Origin of the sequence: Chryseobacterium foetidum (assembly GCF_025457425.1) — a bacterium.
GTDB lineage: Bacteria > Bacteroidota > Bacteroidia > Flavobacteriales > Weeksellaceae > Chryseobacterium > Chryseobacterium foetidum.
Genome location: NZ_JAMXIA010000001.1, coordinates 1287257 through 1310331 on the forward strand (window position 1 = coordinate 1287257; position 23075 = coordinate 1310331).

A 23075-nucleotide genomic window follows, 5' to 3' on the forward strand; every position below is an offset into this window, starting at 1 on the left:
CACTCAGATAAAGACCTATAGTGTAACGGTAACACTCCGGTTTTTGGTACCGTCATTCGGGGTTCGAATCCCTGTGGGTCTACACAAAACCATCCTTTTTTAAGGATGGTTTTTCTTTTTTAAACATATCCCTTTTTCAGACTCCTGCATTCTTTGTAGCTTTGTACTTTAAAATTTAGAAAAATGTCTATCACCAACGAGCAGGAACTTCAGGGAATGCAAAACATCAGCAAAGCAGTTGCCCTAACTTTGAAAGCGATGGTTGACTACGCAGCACCAGGCATGACCACAAAAGAGCTTGATGAGTACGGTGGAAAAATTCTTGCTGGGTACGGCGCAAAATCAGCTCCTCACCTTACTTATGGCTTTCCTGGATGGACCTGCATCAGCATTGACAATGAATTTTGCCACGGAATCCCCTCAGAGAACAGAATTCTGAAAGAAGGCGACCTCATCAACATTGATGTTTCAGCCGAACTCGACGGATTTTGGGCTGACAACGGAAGTTCGTTTATTATTGGAAAAGATATTCATCAACATCAAAAACTGGTGGATGCTTCAAAGGAAATTTTAGAAAAAACCATCAGCAACATCAGCGGTGGAAAAAAGATTGCCGAAATCGGACATTTGATGGAAACGGAAGCTAAGAGAAGAGGATTTAAAGTTATTAAAAACCTCGGTGGTCACGGCGTTGGAAGAAGTCTTCACGAAGAACCGGACGAATTATTAAACTACAAAAACAGATTCGACAACAGAAGATTCAAGAAAAATTCTGTAGTAGCCATTGAAACTTTTATTTCAACGGATTCAAGCATTGCCGTGGAACTGAATGACGGATGGACGATGGTGGGAAACCGTGGTGGATACATGGCTCAGCATGAACATACGATTTTAATTACCGACGGAAAACCTGTGATTTTAACGGAAATGAATGGGATCTGGAATTAATTTTACATTCCTTTAATCAAAGCATAAATCCCAACACCAATTCCAACATAAGCCACAACAGTAATAATATCTGCAATAGGTTGCGAAAAGCGTTTTTCTGCGATCTTCTCACTGTCAATCTGATTTTTATGGAATTTCAGGATTGTCTCAGGTCTTTTTACTGGATGTGCGACAAGACTGTCACCTTCCCACTTGTCAACAATGATTTTGTATGAACTTCCACCAGCATTGATTCTGTAATTTTTACCAACTGCAAGTTTTTCCTGAATATTTACGGGAACAGACACTGCACCGCTGTTTACAGGCTGTGATTTCTGCGCCATGGCTTGAGTAGCTTCGGCAGTCATCTCAACAGAAGCAATATTATTGTCAGCACTTTTTTTCGCTGGCTGATTATTATCAACAGGCACCTCAACCGGTTTTTTAACCTGGTAAGTGTAGCAACTCACCAAAGAAAACAACAGAGCTATGAGATAAATATTTTTTTGCATTAGCCAAATTTAAGAATTAAACGGATTATTTTGAGTTTTGTTTTGAAAGTTTTTACTTTTCTGAAAAGCAAAGCCACCAAAACAGAATTTCAGTGGCTTTGATATTTAATTTTAAGAGATTTTATTTCAAATCAAATCTATCGAGATCCATTACTTTTTCCCACGCTTTTACGAAATCTTTTACAAATTTTTCTTTTGAATCTGATGAAGCGTAGATTTCTGCGATCGCTCTCAACTCAGCATTAGAGCCGAAAACCAGATCAGCACGTGTTGCCGTCCATCTATTTTCGCCGGAGTTTCGGTCACTTCCTTCATACAGTTCTCTGTCCTGCGAAGTGGCTTTCCATTGCGTATTCATATCCAGAAGATTAACGAAGAAGTCGTTGCTTAATGTTTCTGAGTTTTGCGTGAAAACCCCATGTTTTGAACCGTCAAAATTGGTATTTAAAGCTCTCATTCCTCCCAACAAAACTGTCATTTCCGGAGCAGTTAAAGTTAAAAGCTGAGCTTTATCAATTAAAAGAGATTCTGTAGAAACATTTCTGTTTCCTCTTCTGTAATTTCTGAAACCATCGGCCAACGGCTCAAGATAACCAACAGATTCTACATCAGTTTGTTCCTGAGAAGCATCCGTTCTTCCTGCATTGAATTTTACTGAAGCGTCAAAACCTCCATTTGATGCAGCTTTTTCAACTGCAGCATTTCCAGCCAGAACAATTAAATCAGCCAATGAAACCTTTTTATTTCCTGTTTGATTTTCATTAAATTTTTTCTGAATGTTTTCCAGAATATCCAAAACTTTCTGAAGCTGTGAAGGGTTATTCACCGCCCAGTATTTCTGTGGAGCCAGACGAATTCTCGCCCCGTTCGCACCACCGCGCTTATCACTTCCTCTAAACGTAGAAGCGGAAGCCCAAGCTGTAGAAACCAGTTCCGAAACACTTAAACCTGAATGTAAAATTTCAGATTTTAAGTTCTGAATATCATTTTCATCAATCAATTCATGATCAACTTCCGGAACAGGATCCTGCCAAATCAACTCTTCTGCCGGAACTTCCGTTCCCAAATATCTGGCTTTTGGCCCCATATCTCTGTGAGTAAGTTTAAACCATGCTCTTGCAAAAGCATCTGCAAACTGATCAGGATTCTCGAAGAACCTTCTTGAAATTTTCTCGTAAGCCGGATCTAATCTTAAAGATAAATCCGTTGTCAACATCGTTGCTCTGTGTTTCTTATTCTCATCAAAAGCATCAGGAATGATTTCTGCACCGCCTTTTGCCACCCACTGATGAGCTCCGGCAGGACTTTTGGTCAGTTCCCATTCATTTTCAAAAAGGTTTTTAAAGAAATGATTGCTCCATTGCGTCGGAGTTTCCGTCCACGTTACTTCAAGTCCGCTGGTGATGGTATCTTTTCCTTTTCCTGTATTGAACGAACTTTCCCATCCGAAGCCTTGGGAAGCCAGATCGGTTGCTTCAGGCTCTTTCCCTACGTGATCTGACGGTCCCGCACCGTGGGTTTTTCCAAAGGTATGTCCGCCGGCAATCAGAGCCACTGTTTCTTCATCATCCATCGCCATTCTTCCGAAAGTATCACGAATGTCTTTTGCTGCAGCAATCGGATCAGGATTTCCATCCGGACCTTCGGGATTTACATAGATTAATCCCATGTGAGCCGCTGCCAAAGGTTTTTCAAGGTCTCTGCTGTGTGTTCCGCCACCGGCATTTTCGTCTGAGGAAACAACGCCGTGAGCATCCAAACCTGCTTTTCCGTCGGAATAACGTTCTTCATTTCCTAGCCAAGTGTGTTCTGAGCCCCAATATACATCCTGATCGGCTTCCCACACATCTTCCCTTCCTCCTGCGAAACCAAAAGTTTTGAAACCCATCGATTCCAAGGCAACATTTCCTGTGAGGATCATCAGATCTGCCCAGGAAATTTTGTTACCGTATTTTTGTTTGATTGGCCAAAGCAGCCTTCTTGCTTTATCTAAACTCACATTATCGGGCCAGCTGTTGAGTGGCGCAAATCTCTGCTGACCTCTAGCTCCGCCACCACGACCGTCAAAAACCCTGTAGGTTCCGGCACTGTGCCAGGCCATCCTCACGAAGAGTGGTCCGTAGTGTCCGAAATCGGCCGGCCACCAATCCTGAGAATCGGTCATTAAAGCGTGAAGGTCATTTTTCAAACCCTGATAGTCCAGAGATCTGAAAGCTTCAGCATAATTAAAATTTTCGTCCATCGGATCCGAAAGTTTTGAATGCTGTCTTAAGATATCAACTCTTAACTGTTTTGGCCACCAGTCGCGGTTGTCTGTTCCGCCGCCTGCTACCGGTTGATTGAGTTGTCCGTTGTGGAAAGGGCACTTGCTGATGTCTCCATTTTGGTTTTCCATATATAATTTTTAATGTTTGATGTAAATTTAGAAAGTTTTAATTATAATTTTAATCTATTGATAAAATTTTTATGATTTATAAAAACTATTATTGAAGATGTTTAGTTTTAAAATTATCAAGTCGTAAGATTTCAAAACCATGCAATTTTTCGCCTGCAGAATTTTTCTTTTATACTTAGAGTCATTCAAGCCTGATTATTCATACTCATTTTTAAAATTAATAAAAAAGAGATAAAAAGACTTCGTAAATTTAAAGTTTAACCAAAATTTAAAGTTTAACCAAAATTTAAATTTAAAAAATGAAATTTAGATTTATTCCAATTTGGAAAATGATTAAATTGAAGTTTTAAAAAAATTGGTAAGAACATTGCAGTTTACACTTCACCTTCTAAAATACCCATTGCTATGCTTAAAAAAATATTCGTTATCGTTTTGGTAGGATTTATTATCATTCAGTTTTTTCCGATTGACAAGACCAATCCGCCACTGGAGCCGGGCATGGACTTTTTAAGGATAAAAGACACACCGCCGGAAATTGCCAAATTAATACGGACATCCTGCTACGACTGCCATTCGAATGAAACGAAATATCCATGGTATGCGAGTATTGCTCCGTCATCCTGGTTTTTGAAAAATCACATCAACGAAGGCCGAAAAGAACTGAATTTTTCAACATTTGCGACTTATGAGCCTTCAAGACAGATTCATAAAATGGAAGAGGCAGCAGAAATGGTGGAGAAGAAAAAAATGCCACTGGATTATTATTTCATAGGGCATCAGGACGCAAAACTTTCGGATGCAGACAGAAAAAAGCTCGCTGATTATTTTAGATTTCAAATCAAAGACACCAAAATTAAAAACAATTAAACCATGGAAAACCGGGAAAACAAACACATTATTTTTTTTGACGGAGACTGCGGTGTATGCAATTTCTGGGTACAGTGGATTTTGCAGAGGGACAAAAAAAATCAGTTTATGTTTGCTTCCCTTCAGTCAGATTTTGGGCAGAAATTTTTGGGTGAAAGAAAATTAGATCAAAAACAGTTCAATACTTTATATCTCTGGAAAGTAGGTTCTTATTATTTAATTAAATCAAAGGCGATTATTAAAGTTTTAAATTTACTTGGAGGAGTTTATAAAGCTGGAGGATTTTTAGGACAAATTATTCCAACAGCGATCAGCGATCAGCTCTACAACGTGATTTCAAAAAACAGAATGAAGATCAGCAATCAGAAATGTTTTTTACCAACATCGGAGGAAAGAAAGAAATTTATTGAAGTCTGAAAGCTTTGAAATTTATTAAATATTTTTAAACTTTAAAGATTTTCTGAACATTTTTTTTATTAATCCATATATTTGCAAACTATGGAATACAACACCCAAAAAACTCAGCTTCTTTTGCCGGAATATGGCAGAATCATACAACAGTTGGTTGAGCGTTGCAAAGAGCTTCCTACAAAAGAAGAACGAAGCGAAATGGCAATGGCAATCATTGATTTTATGGGGCAGAGAAATCCGCATTTGAGAGACGAAGAAAATTATAAACATAAACTCTGGGACCACTTATATATTTTGGCAGATTATGATCTGGATGCCGATTCGCCATATCCTTTCCCAACACGAGAGGAACTTGCTGAAAAGCCCAAAAGAATGGAATACCCAAAACTTCAGGGAGATTTTAAATTTTACGGAAAAAGCATTCTTCAACTGATTGAAAAAGCGATTGAACTTGAGCCGGGCGATGAAAAGGAAGCGCTAATTGAAGTGATTGCCAACAACATGAAGAAGTCTTACAATGTTTATAATAAAGAACACGTAACCGATGATGTGATTTTCCGTCATCTGAAAGAACTTTCATCCAACAGACTTGATTTAACGAACATTGAAGCTCTTGAAAAAAGCAAAATCTATTATGCAACTGCCAATAGAAACAATGCCAACAAGAATAACAATAACAGAAATCAGAGCAACACCAATACTAACGTCAACAAAAGAAGATTCACAAACAACAATAACAACAAGAACAGAAGGTAATGAGCGGGACTTTTCAAATAAGAGGAGGAAAAAGACTACAGGGAGAAATCACTCCACAAGGGGCAAAAAATGAAGCGCTCCAAATTTTATGTGCAGTTTTATTAACAGATGAAGAGGTAAGAATAAACAACATTCCCGACATTCATGATGTAAACAGACTGATTGAAATCTTAGGCGATTTTGGTGTAAAAGTAACGAAAAACGCTCACGGAGATTACACTTTCAAGGCAGACAATGTCAATTTTGACTATATAAAATCCAACGAATTTAAAAAAGACGGTGCCAAATTGAGAGGTTCTATTATGCTTTTAGGACCAATGCTTGCCCGTTACGGAGAAGCGTATATGCCAACTCCGGGTGGAGATAAAATAGGAAGAAGAAGGCTGGACACGCATTTTCAGGGCTTGGTTGAGCTGGGTGCAGAATTTCAGTATGATGAGGAAGAATATTTCTATTCATTAAAAGCAAAAGAACTGAACGGAAAATTTATTCTTTTGGAAGAAGCTTCTGTGACAGGAACAGCAAATATTGTGATGGCGGCGGTTTTAGCTAAAGGAAAAACAAGAATTTACAACGCAGCCTGCGAGCCTTACCTTCAGCAATTGTGCAAAATGCTGAACAGAATGGGTGCCAACATCTCTGGTATCGGTTCAAATTTACTCACGATTGAAGGAGTAACTCATTTGAACGGAACAGAGCATACGATGCTTCCGGATATGGTGGAAATAGGTTCGTGGATTGGCCTTGCAGCCATGACAAAGTCTGAAATTACCATCAAAAACGTCAACTGGAATCAGTTGGGCGTAATTCCAAATACTTTCAGAAAACTGGGAATTCAGTTGGAGCAGAGTGGCGATGACATTTACATTCCGTCTCAGGAACATTATAAAATTCAGAAATTTATTGACGGATCTATTCTTACCGTTTCAGATGCGCCATGGCCGGGCTTTACTCCTGATCTACTTTCCATTATTTTGGTGGTGGCAACTCAGGCAAAAGGAAGTCTTTTGGTTCATCAGAAAATGTTTGAATCGAGACTGTTTTTCGTAGATAAATTAATCGACATGGGTGCTCAGATTATCTTGTGTGATCCGCATAGAGCAACAGTTATCGGTTTAAATCAGGAATCTCCGCTTCGTGGAACAACGATGGTTTCTCCCGACATCAGAGCCGGAAATGCACTTTTGATCGCAGCATTATCTGCGGAAGGAAAATCGATTATTCACAACATTGAGCAAATTGACAGAGGTTACGAAAACATCGACGGCAGACTGAAGGCCATTGGTGCTGACATTGAAAGAATTTAGTAAAGTCAGAAGTGGGAAGATGGAAGTGAGAAGTTTAAAGACCAAATATCACATTACTCATTGCCAATTACTCATTACTTATAAAAAACGCTTAGCCTGTCTGGGCGTTTTTGCATTTAAACAAAACACACAACTATGAAAATCGCTATCATCGGAGCCGGAAATATGGGCTTGTCTTTTTCAAAATCATTTCTGAAGTATGAACTGATTAAACCTGAAAACCTTCATTTGATTACAAGAAATGAAAGTAAGATCCAAAAAATAACCGAAGAATTTCCAAAATCTGAAATTTCAATTTTTGAAAATGTATCTGAATTGGATGCAGATTTAATTATTGTTGCCGTAAAACCACAGGATTTCAAGCACGCAGCGGAAAATTTTAAATTTAAATTAAAAGAAAACCAAATGGTGCTGTCGATTATGGCAGGAATCAAAATTGAGAAAATTCAAACTCTGCTCAATCATAAAATGGTAGTAAGAGCGATGCCCAACTCACCTACTCTTTTGGGAATGGGAATTACGGGTTATACTGCTGCAGATGGAATTTCTTTCAGTCAATTGATTAATATTGAAAGGTTACTCAACTCTACCGGAAGATCTGTCTATTTGGAAAACGAAGAACTCTTGGATGGCGTTACAGCCCTTTCAGGAAGCGGTCCGGCCTACTTTTATTATATTGTTGACGCCATGATCAAAGCAGGAACAGAAATGGGAATTGATGAAAATTTATCTAAACTTTTCGTTAAGCAAACCATGCTCGGAGCGTATCATCTAATTAATAATTCCGATAAAAACCTTGAAGAACTCATTAAAGACGTCGCCTCAAAAGGCGGAACAACTGAAGCAGCTTTGAAAACATTCGAAGAAAAAGATTTAAAAGGAAGTCTGAAAGAAGGAATTCTGAACGCTGAAAAACGCGCTAAAGAACTGAACGGCTAAATTTCTTTTCGATAAGCCTTCGAATCTGATATCCAATAAAAACGCCGAAACTGTTTAAAAGAATATCATCAATCTCGAAAATTCCGAGGCGGGTAAAATACTGCATTCCCTCGACGATTAAGATGGAAGAAATAAAGGTGTACATTAAACTTGTCAAATCGTTCAGTTTCGGAAATACCCAGCCTAAAAAACCGAAAGGAATAAACATCACAACGTTCCCCAAAACAATTCTCACAATATCCCACCAGCGAATGGTATTTTCAATAAATTTCACCGTCGAAAAAACAGGTTCGATTCTGATGATATTTTCTTCAAACTGAAATCTTCCCATGCCCAGAAACATAAGATAAAGCAGAAATAAAGTGTAAGGGAAAATCGTAATTTGGTAAAACTTCTTTAACATCGATAGCAAAGATATTCATTTCAAAAAGACTAAATTTGCGTATTAAAGATTTTTAATGAAACATTTACTTCTCACGCTTATTGCGGCGATGCTGCTCTCGGTTTCATGGCCTACTTACGGCGTTCCTTTTTTCATATTTATTGCGCTCGTTCCGCTTTTGGTGATGGAACATGATATTTCAAAATTTTCTAAATACAGCAGAAAAAGCTGGGTGGTTTTCGGGCTTTCCTACCTTTGTTTTGTGATCTGGAATGCAGTGACCACAGGTTGGCTTTACGGATCAAAAAATCCCGACGGAAGTCACTCGATGATGGCGGTTTTATTTCCGGTTTTGATTAATTCTTTATTATATTCACTCGTTTTCCAATGCTATCACTGGTACAAAAATGCACAGGGAACGTATTGGGGACTGGCTTTTTTCGTCAGCATCTGGATGTGTTTTGAGAAATTCCATCTGAATTGGGAACTCACATGGCCTTGGCTGAATCTTGGAAATTCATTCTCAGAATATCCTAAATTAATTCAGTGGTACGATACAATTGGAGCTACAGGTGGAAGTTTCTGGATTTTAATCATTAATGTTTTTATTTTCTACACCATCAGAATCTGGCAGGCAGGCAGAAAAAGAAAGAGTTTAATCATTAATTCTTCTGTAATTGCTTTACTGATCGGTATTCCCATGATTATTTCCATTGTGAAATACAATAATTTTAATGAAAAACCGATCGGCGAAGTAAATGTATTGATGCTTCAGCCTGAATTGGATCCTTACAACGAAAAATATCAGAAAGACAGCATTACGATTCAAAACGAACTTTTAAGTCTTGCTGAGGAACATTCAACCACAAAAATCGATTATTACATTGCACCGGAAACGGCAATTCCAGGAAGAGGTTCTATTTCTGAAACAGCTTTTGAAAAGAGTGAACTTTTGAATAATGTAAAATCATTTTTAACGAAACATCCGCAATCAATTTTTGCTTCAGGAATTTCTTCTCACAAATATTATTTAAACTCAGAAAATTTACCGAAAGAAGCTTACCAAACCAGTTCGGGGACGTGGGTTGAAAGCTATAATTCTGCCGTGCAGATCATTCCCAATCAAAAAGTAGAAGTTTATCATAAAGGAAAGCTAGTTCCAGGTGTTGAAATTTTCCCTTATATGTCTTATCTGAAACCTATTTTGGGCGATGCAATGATTAATCTTGGAGGAACAGTTGCTTCCCTCGGAATTGATAAAGAACGCGTGGCTTTTTCAAATCCTTACAACAAAGGAAAAATGGCTCCGATCATTTGCTACGAAAGCATTTATGGTGAGTTTGTAACCGATTATGTAAAAAAGGGTGCTAATTTCTTCGCCATTATGACCAATGACTCCTGGTGGGGCGTAACAGAAGGACACAGACAGCTTCTTTCTTACGCAAGAATGCGTTCCATCGAGACCAGAAGAGAAATTGCGAGAGCTGCCAACAGTGGAATTTCAGCACACATCAATGCTTTGGGTGAAATTGAGGAAGACACTTTATACGGCGATAAAACAGCGTTGTTTTCGAAAATTAAATTATATGAAGGCGAAACATTTTATACCAGAACCGGAGATTTTATTTCAAGAATCTGCATGTTTGCATTTGGATTTTTATTGTTTTATTTAATTTTCAATTGGATTAAAACGAAAATCGATTCTAAAAAGGCTTAGGCTAAGATTTAAAGAAAGTTGCAGGAAATAATTAATAAATAATTTTACAAAATATTTGTCTGTCTGAAAATTTATTCGTTATTTTGCAACCTCAAATATTATACAAATAAGAACATCGAGATATGTCAAGAATTTGCCAGATAACAGGAAAGCGTGCAATGGTTGGTAACAACGTTTCCCACGCTAATAACAAAACGAAGCGTCGTTTTGAAATTAACTTATTGGAAAAGAAATTTTACCTTCCAGAGCAAGACAAGCACGTTACGCTGAAAGTTTCAGCTCATGGATTGAGAATCATTAACAAGATTGGAATTGAAGAGGCTATCGAAAGAGGCATCAGAGAAGGATTGATTAAAAAGAACTAAATCATGGCAAAAAAAGGAAACAGAGTTCAAGTAATTCTTGAATGTACAGAGCACAAAGAAAGCGGTATGCCAGGAATGTCAAGATACATTTCTACAAAAAACAAAAAGAACACTACAGAAAGATTGGAATTGAAAAAATACAATCCGGTTCTTAAGAGATCTACCCTTCACAAAGAAATCAAGTAATTTATAAATATAATTTACCATGGCAAAGAAAGTAGTAGCAACCCTACAAAGCGGACAGTCTAAAAAAATGACTAAAGTGGTGAAAATGGTGAAGTCTTCTAAATCAGGAGCTTACGTTTTCGAAGAAAAAGTAATGAACGCAGACGAAGTAGACGGTTATTTGAAAAAATAATTACTTCGTTCTATCGAAATACAAAAACTATCCGGTTTTCGGGTAGTTTTTTTGTTATATTTGCGTGTTGTTGCCGGATGTACGATGCGGACTGATGTATGCTTTCCCTCTTTAAACATCCAACATCCCGCACCCAACATCCCGCATTAAAAATTCATAAAAAATGAGTTGGTTTAAAAATATTTTTAAAAAAGAAGAAAAAGAAACTTTAGACAAAGGTTTGGAAAAATCCAATCAGGGTTTCTTTGAAAAAATGACGAAAGCCGTCGTAGGTAAAAGCAAAGTAGATGATGAAGTTCTTGATGATCTTGAAGAAATACTTATCGCGTCCGATGTCGGAGCTTCCACGACCATCAAAATCATACAGAGAATTGAAGAACGTGTTGCACGAGACAAATATGTTGGCGTAAACGAGCTGGATAAAATCTTACGTGAAGAAATCTCAAGTCTTCTTTTGGAAAACCCTCACGCCACCACCGGAAATGTAGACAGTTCAAAAAAACCTTACGTCATCATGGTTGTAGGCGTAAACGGTGTAGGAAAAACCACAACGATTGGAAAACTCGCACACCAGTTTAAATCTGAAGGTAAAAAAGTTGTTCTTGGAGCAGCTGATACGTTCAGAGCCGCTGCGGTTGATCAGCTGGTCATCTGGAGCGAAAGAGTGGGCGTACCGATCGTAAAACAGGAAATGGGATCTGATCCTGCGTCCGTTGCTTTTGATACCGTGCAAAGTGCCGTGGCACAGGATGCCGACGTTGTAATCATCGATACTGCGGGAAGACTTCACAACAAAATTAATCTGATGAATGAGCTTTCCAAGATCAAAAGAGTGATGCAGAAGGTAATTCCAGATGCGCCACATGAGATTTTATTGGTATTGGATGGTTCTACCGGGCAGAATGCTTTTGAGCAGGCAAAACAGTTTACCGCGGCCACAGAAGTCAACGCTTTGGCAGTCACAAAATTAGACGGAACTGCAAAAGGTGGCGTTGTAATAGGTATTTCAGATCAGTTTCAGATTCCGGTAAAATATATTGGTGTCGGCGAAAAGATGCACGACCTTCAGCTTTTTAATGGTACAGAGTTTGTAGATTCATTTTTCAGAAAGAGATAATTGTTATCTTTTTTAAACAAACACTATTAATAACATTAAAAAAATTATTCTATGGGATTCATTACCTGGATTATCTTCGGGCTTTTAGCCGGAGCAATCGCTAAACTAATCATGCCTGGCAAACAGGGTGGCGGATGGCTAATTACCATTATTTTAGGTATCGTTGGTGCTTTCGTTGGAGGGCTTATAGGTGTTTACGTATTACACTGGGGTGACATCGGAACTTTCTGGGATTTCAGAAGCTGGGCATTGGCTATTGGTGGTGCCATTTTGGTTATCTGGATCTATGAAATGCTTACCAAAAAGCGTTAGAAAAATTTAATTAAAAAAATAAATGCGGCATCTGAAATTCAGATGCCGCATTTTTATGAAACAATATAACTTAGTTAGTCCATTTTTACTTGAAAAGGCATTTCCATTTTCACTTCAGACTTCAGTTTTTTATCTGTCAACTGCATTAGAATCTCATAGTTTGATTTTCCAATCTTATTTTTCAGCACTCTTGCAGAGATATCGTCTTCATTCATGCCTTCAAAGATTTGCTCGAAAGCAGATTTCTCTTCAGGATAAGATTTTACTCTGTAATTTTTAAGATTGGCTTTGGATGCGGCAAATTTCACGGCATCATTTAAAGATCCCAACTCGTCTACAAGCCCGATCTCTTTAGCTCTTGTTCCGCTCCAGACTCTTCCTCCGCCAACAGCATCAATCTGTTCGAAAGATTTCTTTCTGTTTTGAGTTACAAAATATACGAATCTTTTATAAGTACCCTCAACACTTTTTGTAATCATCGCTACACCGTGCGGACTTAAACCATTTAATGATGAGTAATAAGCTGAATTGGCATTGGTAGCAACGATATCCGAACGTACACCATTTTTGCTGGCAATTTCTTTAAAGTAAGGTAAAACTCCGAAAACTCCAATTGAACCTGTTAAAGTATTCGGTTGGGAATAAATTTTGTCTGCTGCCATTGCAATGTAATAACCTCCTGAAGCAGCATAATCACCGAACGAAACAATAAGAGGTTTTTTCTTTTTCAACTGCTGCAATTCAAATAAAATTTCATCAGAAGCATTAGCACTCCCTCCGGGAGAATTAATTCTTAAAACAACCGCTTTTACTTTTTTGTCGTTCTGAAGATCTTTGATGTATTTTAAATATTTTTCAGAATAAATTTCATTGTACTCATCACCACTGTTGATAGATCCTGATGCGTAAAGTACCGCTACCCTGTCACCAGATTTTTCTTCATTTTTAAAAGAATCCACATATTTATTAAGCGAAATTTTTGAAAGTTTATCTTTGTCTTTAAGACTCAATTTCGACTTCAGCATCTGATCATATTCTGTTTTCTGAATAAGCTTGTCAGCAAGTTTAAATTTCACGCTCTCTTCAGGAATCATTCCGTACAGGCTGTCTACAACAGTTTTGAACTGTGGCAGTTCGATCTTTCTTGAAACTGCGATTTTTGAAGAAGTGCTGTTCCAGATATCATTCAAAAGAGTACTCAGCTGTTCTTTATTTTCAGGCGAAATTTCATTTGCAATAAATGGTTCAACGGCAGATTTAAATTTTCCGTGACGGATTACTTCAATTCCGATACCGTACTTTTCTGCAAATTCTTTAAAGAAAGTAACTTCGGTGGCTAAACCTTTCAATTCTATACCACCTGACGGATTAAGATAATACTGATCTGCTACCGAACCTAAATAGTACGAAGACTGCGAAACCGTATTTCCGTAAGCGTAAACAAATTTTCCGCTCTTTTTAAAATCTGCAATCGCTGCCCTTAGATCATCAATCTGAGTGATACCCGCACTTAAATCATCAGCTTCAATGCTGATTCCCTTAATATTTTTATCATCTTTCGCTTTTTTAATTGCTTCTACAGCATCGTAAATAAGAATCTCTTTATTTTTACTGTTAAAAGCAAAAACGTCTTTCTGCACTTCTGTAGGGCTGTCTATAATTTTAGTTTTAAGGTTGATTGTAAGCACAGAATTTTTCTTTACCTCTACAGACGAACTGTCACTGGCAGAGCCCACAGCAATCATTACAATAAAAAAGACAAAAAATAAGCAACATAAAATAGCAACAGCCACTATATTTGCCAGAACATTTTTAAAGAAACTCTTCATAAACAATAACTTTTCCAATATGTCGCAACATAATGCCGTTTTGTTACTGGGAAGTAACATTGGAGATCAAAAAAAAAATCTCGAAACTGCTTTTGAAAGAATCACAGATCAAAACATTCTAATATTATCTAAAAGTAAATTTTTGTATTCTGAACCCGTGGAATTTGTCAGTTCCAATAATTTTTGTAATATTGCACTACGTATTGAAACAGATTTATCACCAATTCAGCTTCTTAAGATTTTGAAAAAAATCGAAAAAAGCATGGGAAGGTCGGTAGATTCGGGGAATACCCGAAGCTATTCAGACAGGGTGATAGATATTGATATTGTAAGTTATGGTAATTTAATTTTCTTTTGTAACAGATTAGAGATCCCTCACCACAGACATCTTTACGAAAGAGAATTTTCGAGGTTATTATTAGATAGTTTATTTTTAAACAGAACATAAAACATATTGTATGAAATTAGGTTTATTATTGTTGGCTGCACTTCCTATAGCTACTTACGCACAGGACAGTATTGCGATTAGTCATTCACACGAATATCCTAACACTTTTTCTTCGGGCTCTGCCAATGTGCAGACGTTCACCAATGCTAATCGTAAATTTAACGATTGGTCTGTTTCAGTTGGTGGAGGTCCTGCCTTTATGACATTTTCAGATGTAAGGTCATTTCACGGAGATAAAGTAAATTGGGGATGGAATGCCTATGCGAGTATTGACAAGCAAATCAGCCATACGTTTGGTATTGATTTACAGTACCAGATGGGTGAGACAAAACAACAGGCAGAACTGGCTACAAATCCAGCTGCAGGTATAGCTAACGCTTGGACTAAGTACAAGCAGATATCATTGTTAGGGGATATCAATTTTTCTAATTTGTTAAGAAGAGTTGATAATAAATCTCCATACAGATGGGCTCTTCACGGATACCTTGGTGGTGGTTTGATGGCTTTCAAAACAGAGCTTATTGACAATGATGCATCAAGATGGAGCACTAATCCTCCAAGAATTCCAATCAAAAACGATCAGAAATTAGAATTATCTTCATTCTTCTGGCAGGCTGCAGTAGGTTTGAAATACAATGTTTCAAAGCTTGTTGATCTTGAAGCCAGAGTAATCTATATCAACAGTATGGATGAAGAATTTGATGGCGGTGGAGAAGGAAGATCGTTAGACACACCATTGGGAGACAGAATTAATTATAACCTTATAAATGACAGCTATTCAGATGGAGCGATGAGTTTCACTTTAGGGCTTTCATTTAAATTAGGTAAACACAATACACATCTTGCATGGCATGATCCTTTACAGGAAGTTTATGGCCGTATTTACGATCTTGAAAACACATCAACTGAATTGGTTGTTTGTGAAAAAGGAGATTTAGATAATGATGGCGTTTGTGACGATTGGGACAGACAGCTTGATACTCCTGCAGGTGCAAGAGTGGACGGCGCTGGTGTTGCTTTGGATTTAGATCTTGACGGCGTTATTGATCTTTACGACAAATGTGTAACTGTACCAGGACCACAGGAGAACAACGGTTGTCCTAAATAAATTATCATTTAGTTAATATAAAATAATAACTGAAATGATTGAATCAAGTAATAACAAAATAAAAAATACACTATGAAATTAAGTTTAGCAATTGTTGCATTTGCTTTAGCGGTCCCTACACTAGGCTTTGCGCAGGACTCTACAGCAGTGAGTAATGAGCAGCAATATCCAAATACATTTTCGTCAGGATCTGCAAATGTTTCAAAATTCACTCAGGAATCTAAAAGATTTAACGACTGGGCAATTTCTGCCGGTGCCGGTGTGCCATTGGTACAGTCTGCCGACCTTACTTCTATTAAGAATGGTAACGGTAAAAACCTTTTTGGATACTCAATGTATGTAAGTGTTGATAAAGCAATCACTCATGCTTTTGGAATTAACTTACAGTACGACAGAGGAGAAACAAGACAGGGATGGTTTAACACTAAAGATGCTGCTCCTTCTGATGCGTCTGTATACCAAAGAGTAGGTGCAAGAACTCAATATGACGCTATCTCTGTTTTAGGAGATCTCAACTTTTCAAACCTTTTAAGAAGAGTAGATAATAAATCTCCTTACAGATGGGCATTACACGGTTATGCGGGTGTCGGTATCATGGGTTACAGAGCTTATCAGAAAGACGAAAATAATCAAAGATTAATGACTGAGCAGAAATTGTTCAAAGGTCAGTCGTTCTTTGCACAGGCTGGTACTGGTCTGAAATATAAAATCAACAGAAGATTAGATATTGAAGCAAGAGCAATGTACGTTTACACTGGTGACGATTCATTCGATGGTGGTGGTGAACAATACAGCAATATCAATAAAAGAGAAGATCAGATTTCTGATAACTTCATTAACGCAACACTTGGTTTATCTTTGAAGTTAGGAAAACATGAGTCTCACTTGATGTGGCATGATCCATTGCAGGAAATTTATTGGAAACTTGACGTATTGGCTGAGAAAAACCAGGAAGTTGAAGTTTGTAAAAAAGGTGATTTAGATAACGATGGTGTTTGTGACGATTGGGATAGAGAATTGAATACTCCTGCTGGTGCAAGAGTTGACGGTGCCGGTGTTGCTTTGGATGCTGACCTTGACGGTGTTATTGATCTTTACGATCAGTGTGTAACAGTTCCTGGTCCTGTAGAAAACAACGGTTGCCCTACAACACCTGTTGACTCGGGTACCGTAACTGCGACTGATACAACTTTGGAAGGAATTGAATTTGACTTAAATTCAGACAGAATTTTACCTTCAAATACTCCAATTCTTAATAATGCTGTCAGCTACATCAACTCTTCAACGGGTACTTATACTGTAATTGGAGCAACTGATACAAGAGCATCAGATGCTTACAACCAGAAACTTTCTGAAAGAAGAGCAAACAGTGTGAAGAACTATCTGATCAAAAACGGTGTTGATGCTTCTAAGCTTAACTCTGTTGGTAGAGGTGAAAAAGATCTTAAATACCCAGAATGTGACCCTGCTGAAAAATGCCCTGAATGGAAAAACAGAGCAAACAGAAGAGTTTACTTCGAAGCTAAATAATAATTTTTCTTATTATAAATTTAAAAGTCACGCATTGCGTGACTTTTTTTGTTTCAATACTTTCCTTACATTTACTTTATGATTTCTCCACAAGATTTTACTGAACTGAAAAGTAAAACCCTAAAACATTTTTGGGGTTATGATAATTTCAGAGAAGGACAAGAGCAGATTATAGATTCTGTAATGAATCGGAAGGATACTTTAGTTTTGCTTCCTACGGGTGCAGGAAAATCGTTATGTTATCAGCTTCCTTCTTTGTTGCAGGAAGGAACTTGTCTGGTAATATCTCCTCTGTTAGCATTGATGAAAGATCAGGTCAATCAGTTAAAATTTCGTGGTATTGAAGCGGAATATTTAAGTTCAGAACTGGATGAGTTTGATGCAGAAGTAATCTACAACCGTTGTAAAGATGGTTTAACAAAACTGCTTTACGTTTCCCCGGAACGTCTCACTAACAGTCTGTTCCTCCAACAGATCGAAGAAATTCAACTGTCATTTATAGCAGTGGATGAAGCACACTGTATTTCTGAATGGGGACAGGATTTCAGACCAAGCTACCAAAACATTAAAGAATTCAGAAAAAACAATCCTGAAATACCATGTCTGGCTCTAACTGCCACAGCAACTCTCAAAGTTTTAGATGAAATAAAAAATAAACTGGAACTTAAAAATCCGCAGGTCTTTCAGAAAAGTTTCAAAAGGGATAATATTAAAATTTTCTCAGAGGAGGTTTCAGATAAATATCAAAAAGTTTTCAATATTCTCAGATACGCAAAAGAGTCAGGAATTATCTACGTCAGAACCCGAAAAGATGCTGAGCAGCTTACCGAATATCTTCACAGGCAAAATATCAAAAATGTCGATTATTTTCATGCAGGCTTAACCACTAAAGAAAAAAATGAGCGTCAAAACTTCTGGAGCAGCAGTGATCAGAATGTTTTAATATCCACCAATGCTTTTGGGATGGGTATTGATAAAGACAATGTAAGATTTGTAATTCACTTCTCCCCTTCCCAATCTATTGAAAATTATTATCAGGAAATCGGCCGTGCTGGAAGAGATGGTAAAAAAAGTTATGCATTTCTCCTCTGGAATCAGCAGGAACTTTCAAATTTCGATGATATCTTAAAAAATCAGATTCCCAACAAAACAGAATTTCTGAAGATTACGAGTTTTATCTATTCAAAATTTCAGGTTGCTGAATTTGAAACACCTGAAAATCAGTTTCAGATAAATATCAACGGTATTCAGAATTTCACAAAATCTTCGACGGCAAAAATCAAAAATGTTCTCCAGTTTCTGCACAATCAGGAAATTGTTTATTACAATCCAAACAAAAGCTTTTCAACACTCCAGCTTTCAGTAAAGCCTGATGAACTGGATCAGCTTCCGGCAAAAGATGCATACTTCATCGAACTTCTTTTAAGATCCATCTCTGGAATTACCACGCATAAAGTAATGTTCAGCGAAATGAAAGTGAGCGATAAAATTGGTGTGAGTGTGCATTTAATTAAAGAGAGAATTAAAGAACTTCAGCAAAAGAATTATCTTGAATATATCGACGGATCTCTGGCAAGCATTAAATTTCTGAAACCACGGGACGAACGTGTAATGTCAAGCATTTACTGGAAACTTTTTGAACACATTCAGAAAAATAAAATCCAGAAATGGGAAGAAATGAAATTCTTTATTGAAGACAATCAATACTGCAAAATGAAATTGATTCTCTCCTATTTTGGTGAAAATAATACTAAAAACTGTGGACAATGCACGGTTTGTGAGAAAAACAAACAATCTATTTTCGGAAAAGATGTTTCATCAGAAATCCTAAAGGTTTTAAGTAAAAAACCTGCAACGATTGAGGAAATTTCTATTCAATTGCAGTTTCAGAGCAAAGAGAACATCCTGGAAAACCTGATTTTTTTATTGGATTCGGGCAAAGTAAAAATGTTGAATTTCCGAACGTACGCTTTGACATGAGTAATGCGTAATGAGCAATCACGATTGATGAATAGTGAATAATTAATGACAAACAATACGGTTGCTATAAAATTCAGTCCTTTCAATTTCTCAATTTTGACTTCATAGTTTTATCTTTGCACAATGAAATCATTGAAAGTCGTTTTTTTAGGTACTCCGGAGTTTGCAAAGACCTCACTGGAAGCCATCCATCAGTCTCATCATGAAGTTGTAGGCGTTGTAACCGTTGCCGATAAAGCCAGCGGTCGCGGACAAAAAATAAATCAATCTCCCGTAAAAATTTTTGCTGCAGAAAATAATATCCCTGTTTTTCAACCTGAAAAATTAAGAAATTCTGAATTTTTAGAGGAATTGCGAAAATTAGATGCTGATGTTTTCGTTGTCGTTGCTTTCAGAATGATGCCTAAAGTTTTGTTTGAAATGCCTAAAATGGGAACTTTCAACCTTCATGCTTCCCTTCTACCCGATTACAGAGGCGCTGCTCCAATCAACTATGCAGTGATTAACGGAGAAGAAAAAACGGGTGCCACGACATTTTTTATCAATGAAAAAATTGATGAAGGAAATATTTTACTGCAGGAAGAAATTCCGGTTTTGGAAGATGAAAATGCGGGAAGTCTTCATGACAGACTGATGGAAATGGGAGCAAAATTAGTAGTAAAAACACTGGACGGACTAGCCGAAAACTCAATCGTTGAAAGACCTCAGCCTGAAGTTGAACATCCGAAAAACGCTTATAAAATCTTTAAAGAAGACACGAGAATTGATTTTTCTAAAACCTCAAAAGAAGTTCATCAGTTTATCTTAGGAATGTCTCCCTATCCAGCTGCCTTCACGACTTTAAAAATTGGAGAAGAAGAAAAAGGATTAAAAATTTATGCTGGAAAATTTGAACTTTCCAATGAGGAAAAGCCTGTCGGAAGTTTACAGATTTCAAAAAATGATTTTAAAATCTTTACCAAAGACGGAATTTATTTCCCGCTGGAACTTCAGTTAGAAGGTAAGAAAAGAATGAATGTGAAAGATTTTCTGAATGGTTTCAGAAATTTCGACGAAATAAAAATGGCTTGATTTACTCAAGCCATTTTTGATTGTGAATTGTGAATAGTCAATTTGCTTCGCAAGTGAATTTGAAAACGATCAAAAATTGACAACGAAGTGAATTCACCATTGACAATTCACTATTTTAAAGCTGAACCATCTCCGTCACCTCAACATCATAACCTCCAACTTGTGGTTTTACGTCAGGATTTTGAGTGATTACTCTGAATTTATTAATTCCTAAATTCTTTAAAATCTGAGTTCCGATACCGTAATCTCTGTAATTGAATGCAGCCGTCGGATGTTTTTGCTGACCGTCCTGATAATTGAGGAACTGCTGTAATTTTCTTAAAGTATTTTCAGAATTCGAAACATTATTGATGAAAATAATCGCTCCTTTTCCGGCTTCGTTAATCATCGAAGTTACTTTTTCCAGCTGAGGTTTTTCACCATTGTTCAGTCTCGTCAAAACGTCAAAATAAGAATCAGAAGACTGAACTCTTACTAAAACAGGCTCATCAACCGTCCAGGATCCTTTCGTTAACGCGAAGTGAATCTGGTCGTTAGACGTTTCCCTGAACGCGCAGAAATGAAAATCTCCGTAAGCCGTTTTCACTTCTCTTTCTTCAATTCTTTCAATTAAATTACCTTTTTTAAGCTGATAATGAATCAAATCTTCAATAGAAACGATTTTCATATCATGCTTTTGTGCGAAGACCTGCAAATCCGGCAAACGTGACATAGAACCGTCTTCGTTCATGATTTCACAGATGACACCACCTTCTTTTAAACCTGCCAGACAAGTTAAATCAATCGCAGCCTCAGTGTGACCGGCTCTTTTCAAAACACCACCTTTTCTAGCACGAAGCGGGAAAATGTGACCCGGACGCATGAAATCTGTCGGCTTGGACTTTTCATCCATCAAAGCTAATATCGTTTTCGCTCTGTCACCTGCCGAAATTCCGGTAGAAGTTCCGTCACCCAAAAGGTCAACAGAAACGGTGAAAGCAGTTTCTTTAGGATCGCTGCTGCGGCTTACCATCACGTCCAATCCTAATTCATCACATCTTTTTTCAGGAAGTGGCATACAGATCAAACCTCTTCCGTGAACTGCCATGAAGTTGATCAAGGCTGGTGTTGTAAGCTCGGCAGCACAAAGAAAGTCACCTTCATTTTCTCTGTCTTCATCGTCTACGACTATGATTATTTTACCATTTTTGAGATCTTCAATCGCCTCTGGAATAGTATTTAATTTAATATCTGACATTTTTACTTTGAATTTTCGCAAAGATACTCAATAAAATAAGCATCAACAATTATTAACGGCGGTTTATAATTTCTTTAATCTACAGTATTGTTTTGACACATGAGTCACATTAGTTTCAGTTGTAAATATTGAAAATATTTTAGAGCACATAAGATTTGAAAATCAAAGATTTTCATTAATGATCAATGCAACGGAGAGGTTCCTAATATTACAGAGAAGAATCATTCTAATTGTGAAATCTCACAAACCGACTTTAAACACTCCCACCCAAAAATCTTTGATTTTTTCTCTGATGTGTTCTAAAATATTTTCAAGCTAAAAAAAACTCTCTGTGACTTATGTGTTATCCAACTAAAGAGTCTGTAGCTTTTTTAATAATATTGTAAGATTCCAAACGTTTTTGGTGATCGTAAATGTGAGAATTAATCATCAGTTCATCCACCTGATATTTTTCCTGAAAGTTTTTGATCTGTTCAGCAACTTCATCCTGATTTCCAATAAAACTGAATTTTAATTTCTGTAAAACCATAGACTTTTCCATGGCTGACCAAATCGCATCCATATCTTCAACCGGCGCCGGAAAAGGCTTTCTGTCGTTTCTGATGATGTTGATGAATGCCTGAAACAATGTCGTAGAAAGAAAATGAGCTTCCTCAGAAGTTTCTGCGGCAACTCCATTCACACAAGCCAAAACAAAAGGTTTATCCAAATATTTCGAAGGCTCGAAGTGTTCTCTGTAAATTTTAAACGCCATATCCATTTGTTCTGGAGCAAAATGTCCGGCAAAAGCGTAAGGCAATCCCAATTCTGCAGCCAGCCACGCGCTGTCTGTACTCGAACCGAGAATATACATTGGAATATCCAAACCTTCACCCGGAATCGCACGAACCAAAGCATTTGAATTTTCTTTGGAAAAATATTTCTGTAATTCCAAAATCTGTCTCGGAAACTGTTCGTTAATAATTGCAGGATTTCGCCCCAATGCCTGAGCCGTCAATCCATCGGTTCCGGGAGCTCTTCCCAGACCCAAATCAATTCTTCCGGGGAAAAGTGATTCTAAAGTTCCGAACTGTTCGGCTATAACGAGCGAACTGTGATTGGGAAGCATAATTCCACCTGAACCGACTCTTATTTTTTTTGTTCCGTTGGCGATAAAACCAATCAGTACTGAAGTTGCAGAACTGGCAATGCTTTCCATATTGTGATGTTCAGCAAGCCAGAATCTTTTATAATCTAAATTTTCAGCGAAGTTGGCCAAAGACAAACTGTCCTGAAAAGTATCGTGAATGGTTTTGCCTTGTTTTACGGGGGCTAAGTCAAGCACGGATATTTCGAAATGTTTCATATTTAAATATTTGTTCTTTAAAAGTGAAATTCAATCTCCTTTAAAAATTGATTATTTTGAATATAAGTTTAAAACTTAAACAAATTTAAAGCTAATAAAATTCATTAGTTACTTTTTGTAATTGAATGAATTGATTGTCGTGTTGTGGAAAAAGCTATTAAA

At 37.3% G+C, this 23075-nt stretch carries 23 protein-coding genes and 1 tRNA gene; 18 read left to right on the forward strand and 6 right to left on the reverse strand.

Going from position 1 to position 23075, the window contains the following annotated elements; genetic code table 11:
* Positions 1 to 11 precede the first annotated feature (11 nt).
* Together NG809_RS06100 and map are read left to right on the forward strand one after the other, a co-directional pair.
* Positions 12 to 82 (forward strand) — tRNA-Gln (locus NG809_RS06100).
* Positions 83 to 183: 101 nt separating this feature from the next.
* Complete coding sequence (gene map / locus NG809_RS06105; RefSeq protein ID WP_262148965.1) at positions 184 to 948, forward strand: type I methionyl aminopeptidase; 765 nt, start codon at positions 184 to 186, stop codon at positions 946 to 948.
* Positions 949 to 950: 2 nt separating this feature from the next.
* Here map and NG809_RS06110 read toward each other — a convergent pair whose 3' ends face one another.
* On the reverse strand, positions 951 to 1439 hold the full coding sequence (locus NG809_RS06110; protein WP_262148968.1) for a hypothetical protein: 489 nt from the start codon (positions 1437 to 1439) through the stop codon (positions 951 to 953).
* A gap of 121 nt (positions 1440 to 1560) precedes the next feature.
* The gene (gene katG, locus NG809_RS06115; protein WP_262148970.1) at positions 1561 to 3834 is read right to left on the reverse strand and encodes a catalase/peroxidase HPI; all 2274 of its coding nucleotides are present in this window, start codon (positions 3832 to 3834) and stop codon (positions 1561 to 1563) included.
* A gap of 405 nt (positions 3835 to 4239) precedes the next feature.
* On the opposite strand from katG, the gene NG809_RS06120 reads away from it, so the two are divergent.
* The 5 genes from NG809_RS06120 (at position 4240) to proC (ending at position 8114) form a co-directional block, all read left to right on the forward strand.
* Positions 4240 to 4701, forward strand: coding sequence for a heme-binding domain-containing protein (locus tag NG809_RS06120; RefSeq protein WP_262148972.1), 462 nt, complete (start codon positions 4240 to 4242; stop codon positions 4699 to 4701).
* 3 nt (positions 4702 to 4704) lie between these two features.
* Positions 4705 to 5118, forward strand: a complete 414-nt coding sequence (locus tag NG809_RS06125) for a thiol-disulfide oxidoreductase DCC family protein (protein ID WP_262148974.1) — start codon at positions 4705 to 4707, stop codon at positions 5116 to 5118.
* 81 nt (positions 5119 to 5199) lie between these two features.
* Positions 5200 to 5868 carry a DUF4290 domain-containing protein gene (locus tag NG809_RS06130; RefSeq protein ID WP_262148977.1) on the forward strand — a complete coding sequence of 223 codons (669 nt, stop codon included), beginning with the start codon at positions 5200 to 5202 and terminating at the stop codon, positions 5866 to 5868.
* The gene (gene murA, locus NG809_RS06135; protein WP_262148980.1) at positions 5868 to 7175 is read left to right on the forward strand and encodes a UDP-N-acetylglucosamine 1-carboxyvinyltransferase; all 1308 of its coding nucleotides are present in this window, start codon (positions 5868 to 5870) and stop codon (positions 7173 to 7175) included. Before NG809_RS06130 ends, murA begins: the two co-directional genes overlap by 1 nt.
* Positions 7176 to 7310: 135 nt before the next feature.
* A complete protein-coding gene (gene proC / locus NG809_RS06140; RefSeq protein ID WP_262148982.1) occupies positions 7311 to 8114 on the forward strand; it encodes a pyrroline-5-carboxylate reductase in 804 nt (267 codons plus the stop codon).
* Here the strand turns inward: proC and NG809_RS06145 are convergent.
* Positions 8095 to 8517 (reverse strand): VanZ family protein, encoded by a 423-nt coding sequence (locus tag NG809_RS06145; RefSeq protein WP_262148984.1) that lies wholly within the window; start codon positions 8515 to 8517, stop codon positions 8095 to 8097. The two genes, proC and NG809_RS06145, sit on opposite strands and share 20 nt — an antisense overlap.
* Positions 8518 to 8572: 55 nt before the next feature.
* Here NG809_RS06145 and lnt point away from each other — a divergent pair, with 55 nt between their 5' ends.
* The 6 genes from lnt (at position 8573) to NG809_RS06175 (ending at position 12365) form a co-directional block, all read left to right on the forward strand.
* Complete coding sequence (gene lnt / locus NG809_RS06150) at positions 8573 to 10213, forward strand: apolipoprotein N-acyltransferase (RefSeq protein WP_262148986.1); 1641 nt, start codon at positions 8573 to 8575, stop codon at positions 10211 to 10213.
* 122 nt (positions 10214 to 10335) lie between these two features.
* Positions 10336 to 10578, forward strand: a complete 243-nt coding sequence (gene rpmB, locus NG809_RS06155) for a 50S ribosomal protein L28 (protein WP_034760742.1) — start codon at positions 10336 to 10338, stop codon at positions 10576 to 10578.
* A gap of 3 nt (positions 10579 to 10581) precedes the next feature.
* Entirely contained in the window at positions 10582 to 10764 is a 183-nt protein-coding gene (gene rpmG, locus NG809_RS06160; protein ID WP_027373683.1) for a 50S ribosomal protein L33, read from the forward strand.
* A gap of 19 nt (positions 10765 to 10783) precedes the next feature.
* Positions 10784 to 10936, forward strand: a complete 153-nt coding sequence (locus NG809_RS06165) for a DUF4295 domain-containing protein (RefSeq protein ID WP_002976755.1) — start codon at positions 10784 to 10786, stop codon at positions 10934 to 10936.
* Positions 10937 to 11099: 163 nt separating this feature from the next.
* Positions 11100 to 12053 (forward strand): signal recognition particle-docking protein FtsY, encoded by a 954-nt coding sequence (ftsY, locus tag NG809_RS06170; RefSeq protein WP_262149011.1) that lies wholly within the window; start codon positions 11100 to 11102, stop codon positions 12051 to 12053.
* 51 nt (positions 12054 to 12104) lie between these two features.
* Positions 12105 to 12365 carry a GlsB/YeaQ/YmgE family stress response membrane protein gene (locus NG809_RS06175; protein ID WP_262149012.1) on the forward strand — a complete coding sequence of 87 codons (261 nt, stop codon included), beginning with the start codon at positions 12105 to 12107 and terminating at the stop codon, positions 12363 to 12365.
* A 74-nt stretch (positions 12366 to 12439) separates the two neighbouring features.
* Here the strand turns inward: NG809_RS06175 and sppA are convergent, their stop codons facing one another.
* Positions 12440 to 14194 (reverse strand): signal peptide peptidase SppA, encoded by a 1755-nt coding sequence (sppA, locus tag NG809_RS06180; RefSeq protein ID WP_262149014.1) that lies wholly within the window; start codon positions 14192 to 14194, stop codon positions 12440 to 12442.
* 19 nt (positions 14195 to 14213) lie between these two features.
* On the opposite strand from sppA, the gene folK reads away from it, so the two are divergent.
* The 5 genes from folK to fmt all read left to right on the forward strand — a co-directional run bounded on the left by folK (position 14214) and on the right by fmt (position 20331).
* Positions 14214 to 14642, forward strand: coding sequence for a 2-amino-4-hydroxy-6-hydroxymethyldihydropteridine diphosphokinase (folK, locus tag NG809_RS06185; protein WP_262149016.1), 429 nt, complete (start codon positions 14214 to 14216; stop codon positions 14640 to 14642).
* Between the two features lie 10 nt (positions 14643 to 14652).
* Positions 14653 to 15750, forward strand: coding sequence for an OmpA family protein (locus NG809_RS06190; protein ID WP_262149019.1), 1098 nt, complete (start codon positions 14653 to 14655; stop codon positions 15748 to 15750).
* 72 nt (positions 15751 to 15822) lie between these two features.
* Entirely contained in the window at positions 15823 to 17280 is a 1458-nt protein-coding gene (locus tag NG809_RS06195; RefSeq protein ID WP_262149021.1) for an OmpA family protein, read from the forward strand.
* A 78-nt stretch (positions 17281 to 17358) separates the two neighbouring features.
* On the forward strand, positions 17359 to 19260 hold the full coding sequence (locus tag NG809_RS06200; protein ID WP_262149022.1) for a RecQ family ATP-dependent DNA helicase: 1902 nt from the start codon (positions 17359 to 17361) through the stop codon (positions 19258 to 19260).
* Positions 19261 to 19383: 123 nt separating this feature from the next.
* Positions 19384 to 20331 (forward strand): methionyl-tRNA formyltransferase, encoded by a 948-nt coding sequence (fmt, locus tag NG809_RS06205; protein WP_262149023.1) that lies wholly within the window; start codon positions 19384 to 19386, stop codon positions 20329 to 20331.
* A 115-nt stretch (positions 20332 to 20446) separates the two neighbouring features.
* Here the strand turns inward: fmt and ribB are convergent, their stop codons facing one another.
* Entirely contained in the window at positions 20447 to 21568 is a 1122-nt protein-coding gene (gene ribB / locus NG809_RS06210) for a 3,4-dihydroxy-2-butanone-4-phosphate synthase (protein WP_262149025.1), read from the reverse strand.
* Positions 21569 to 21911: 343 nt separating this feature from the next.
* A complete protein-coding gene (locus NG809_RS06215; RefSeq protein WP_262149027.1) occupies positions 21912 to 22913 on the reverse strand; it encodes an LLM class flavin-dependent oxidoreductase in 1002 nt (333 codons plus the stop codon).
* Positions 22914 to 23075 lie beyond the last annotated feature (162 nt).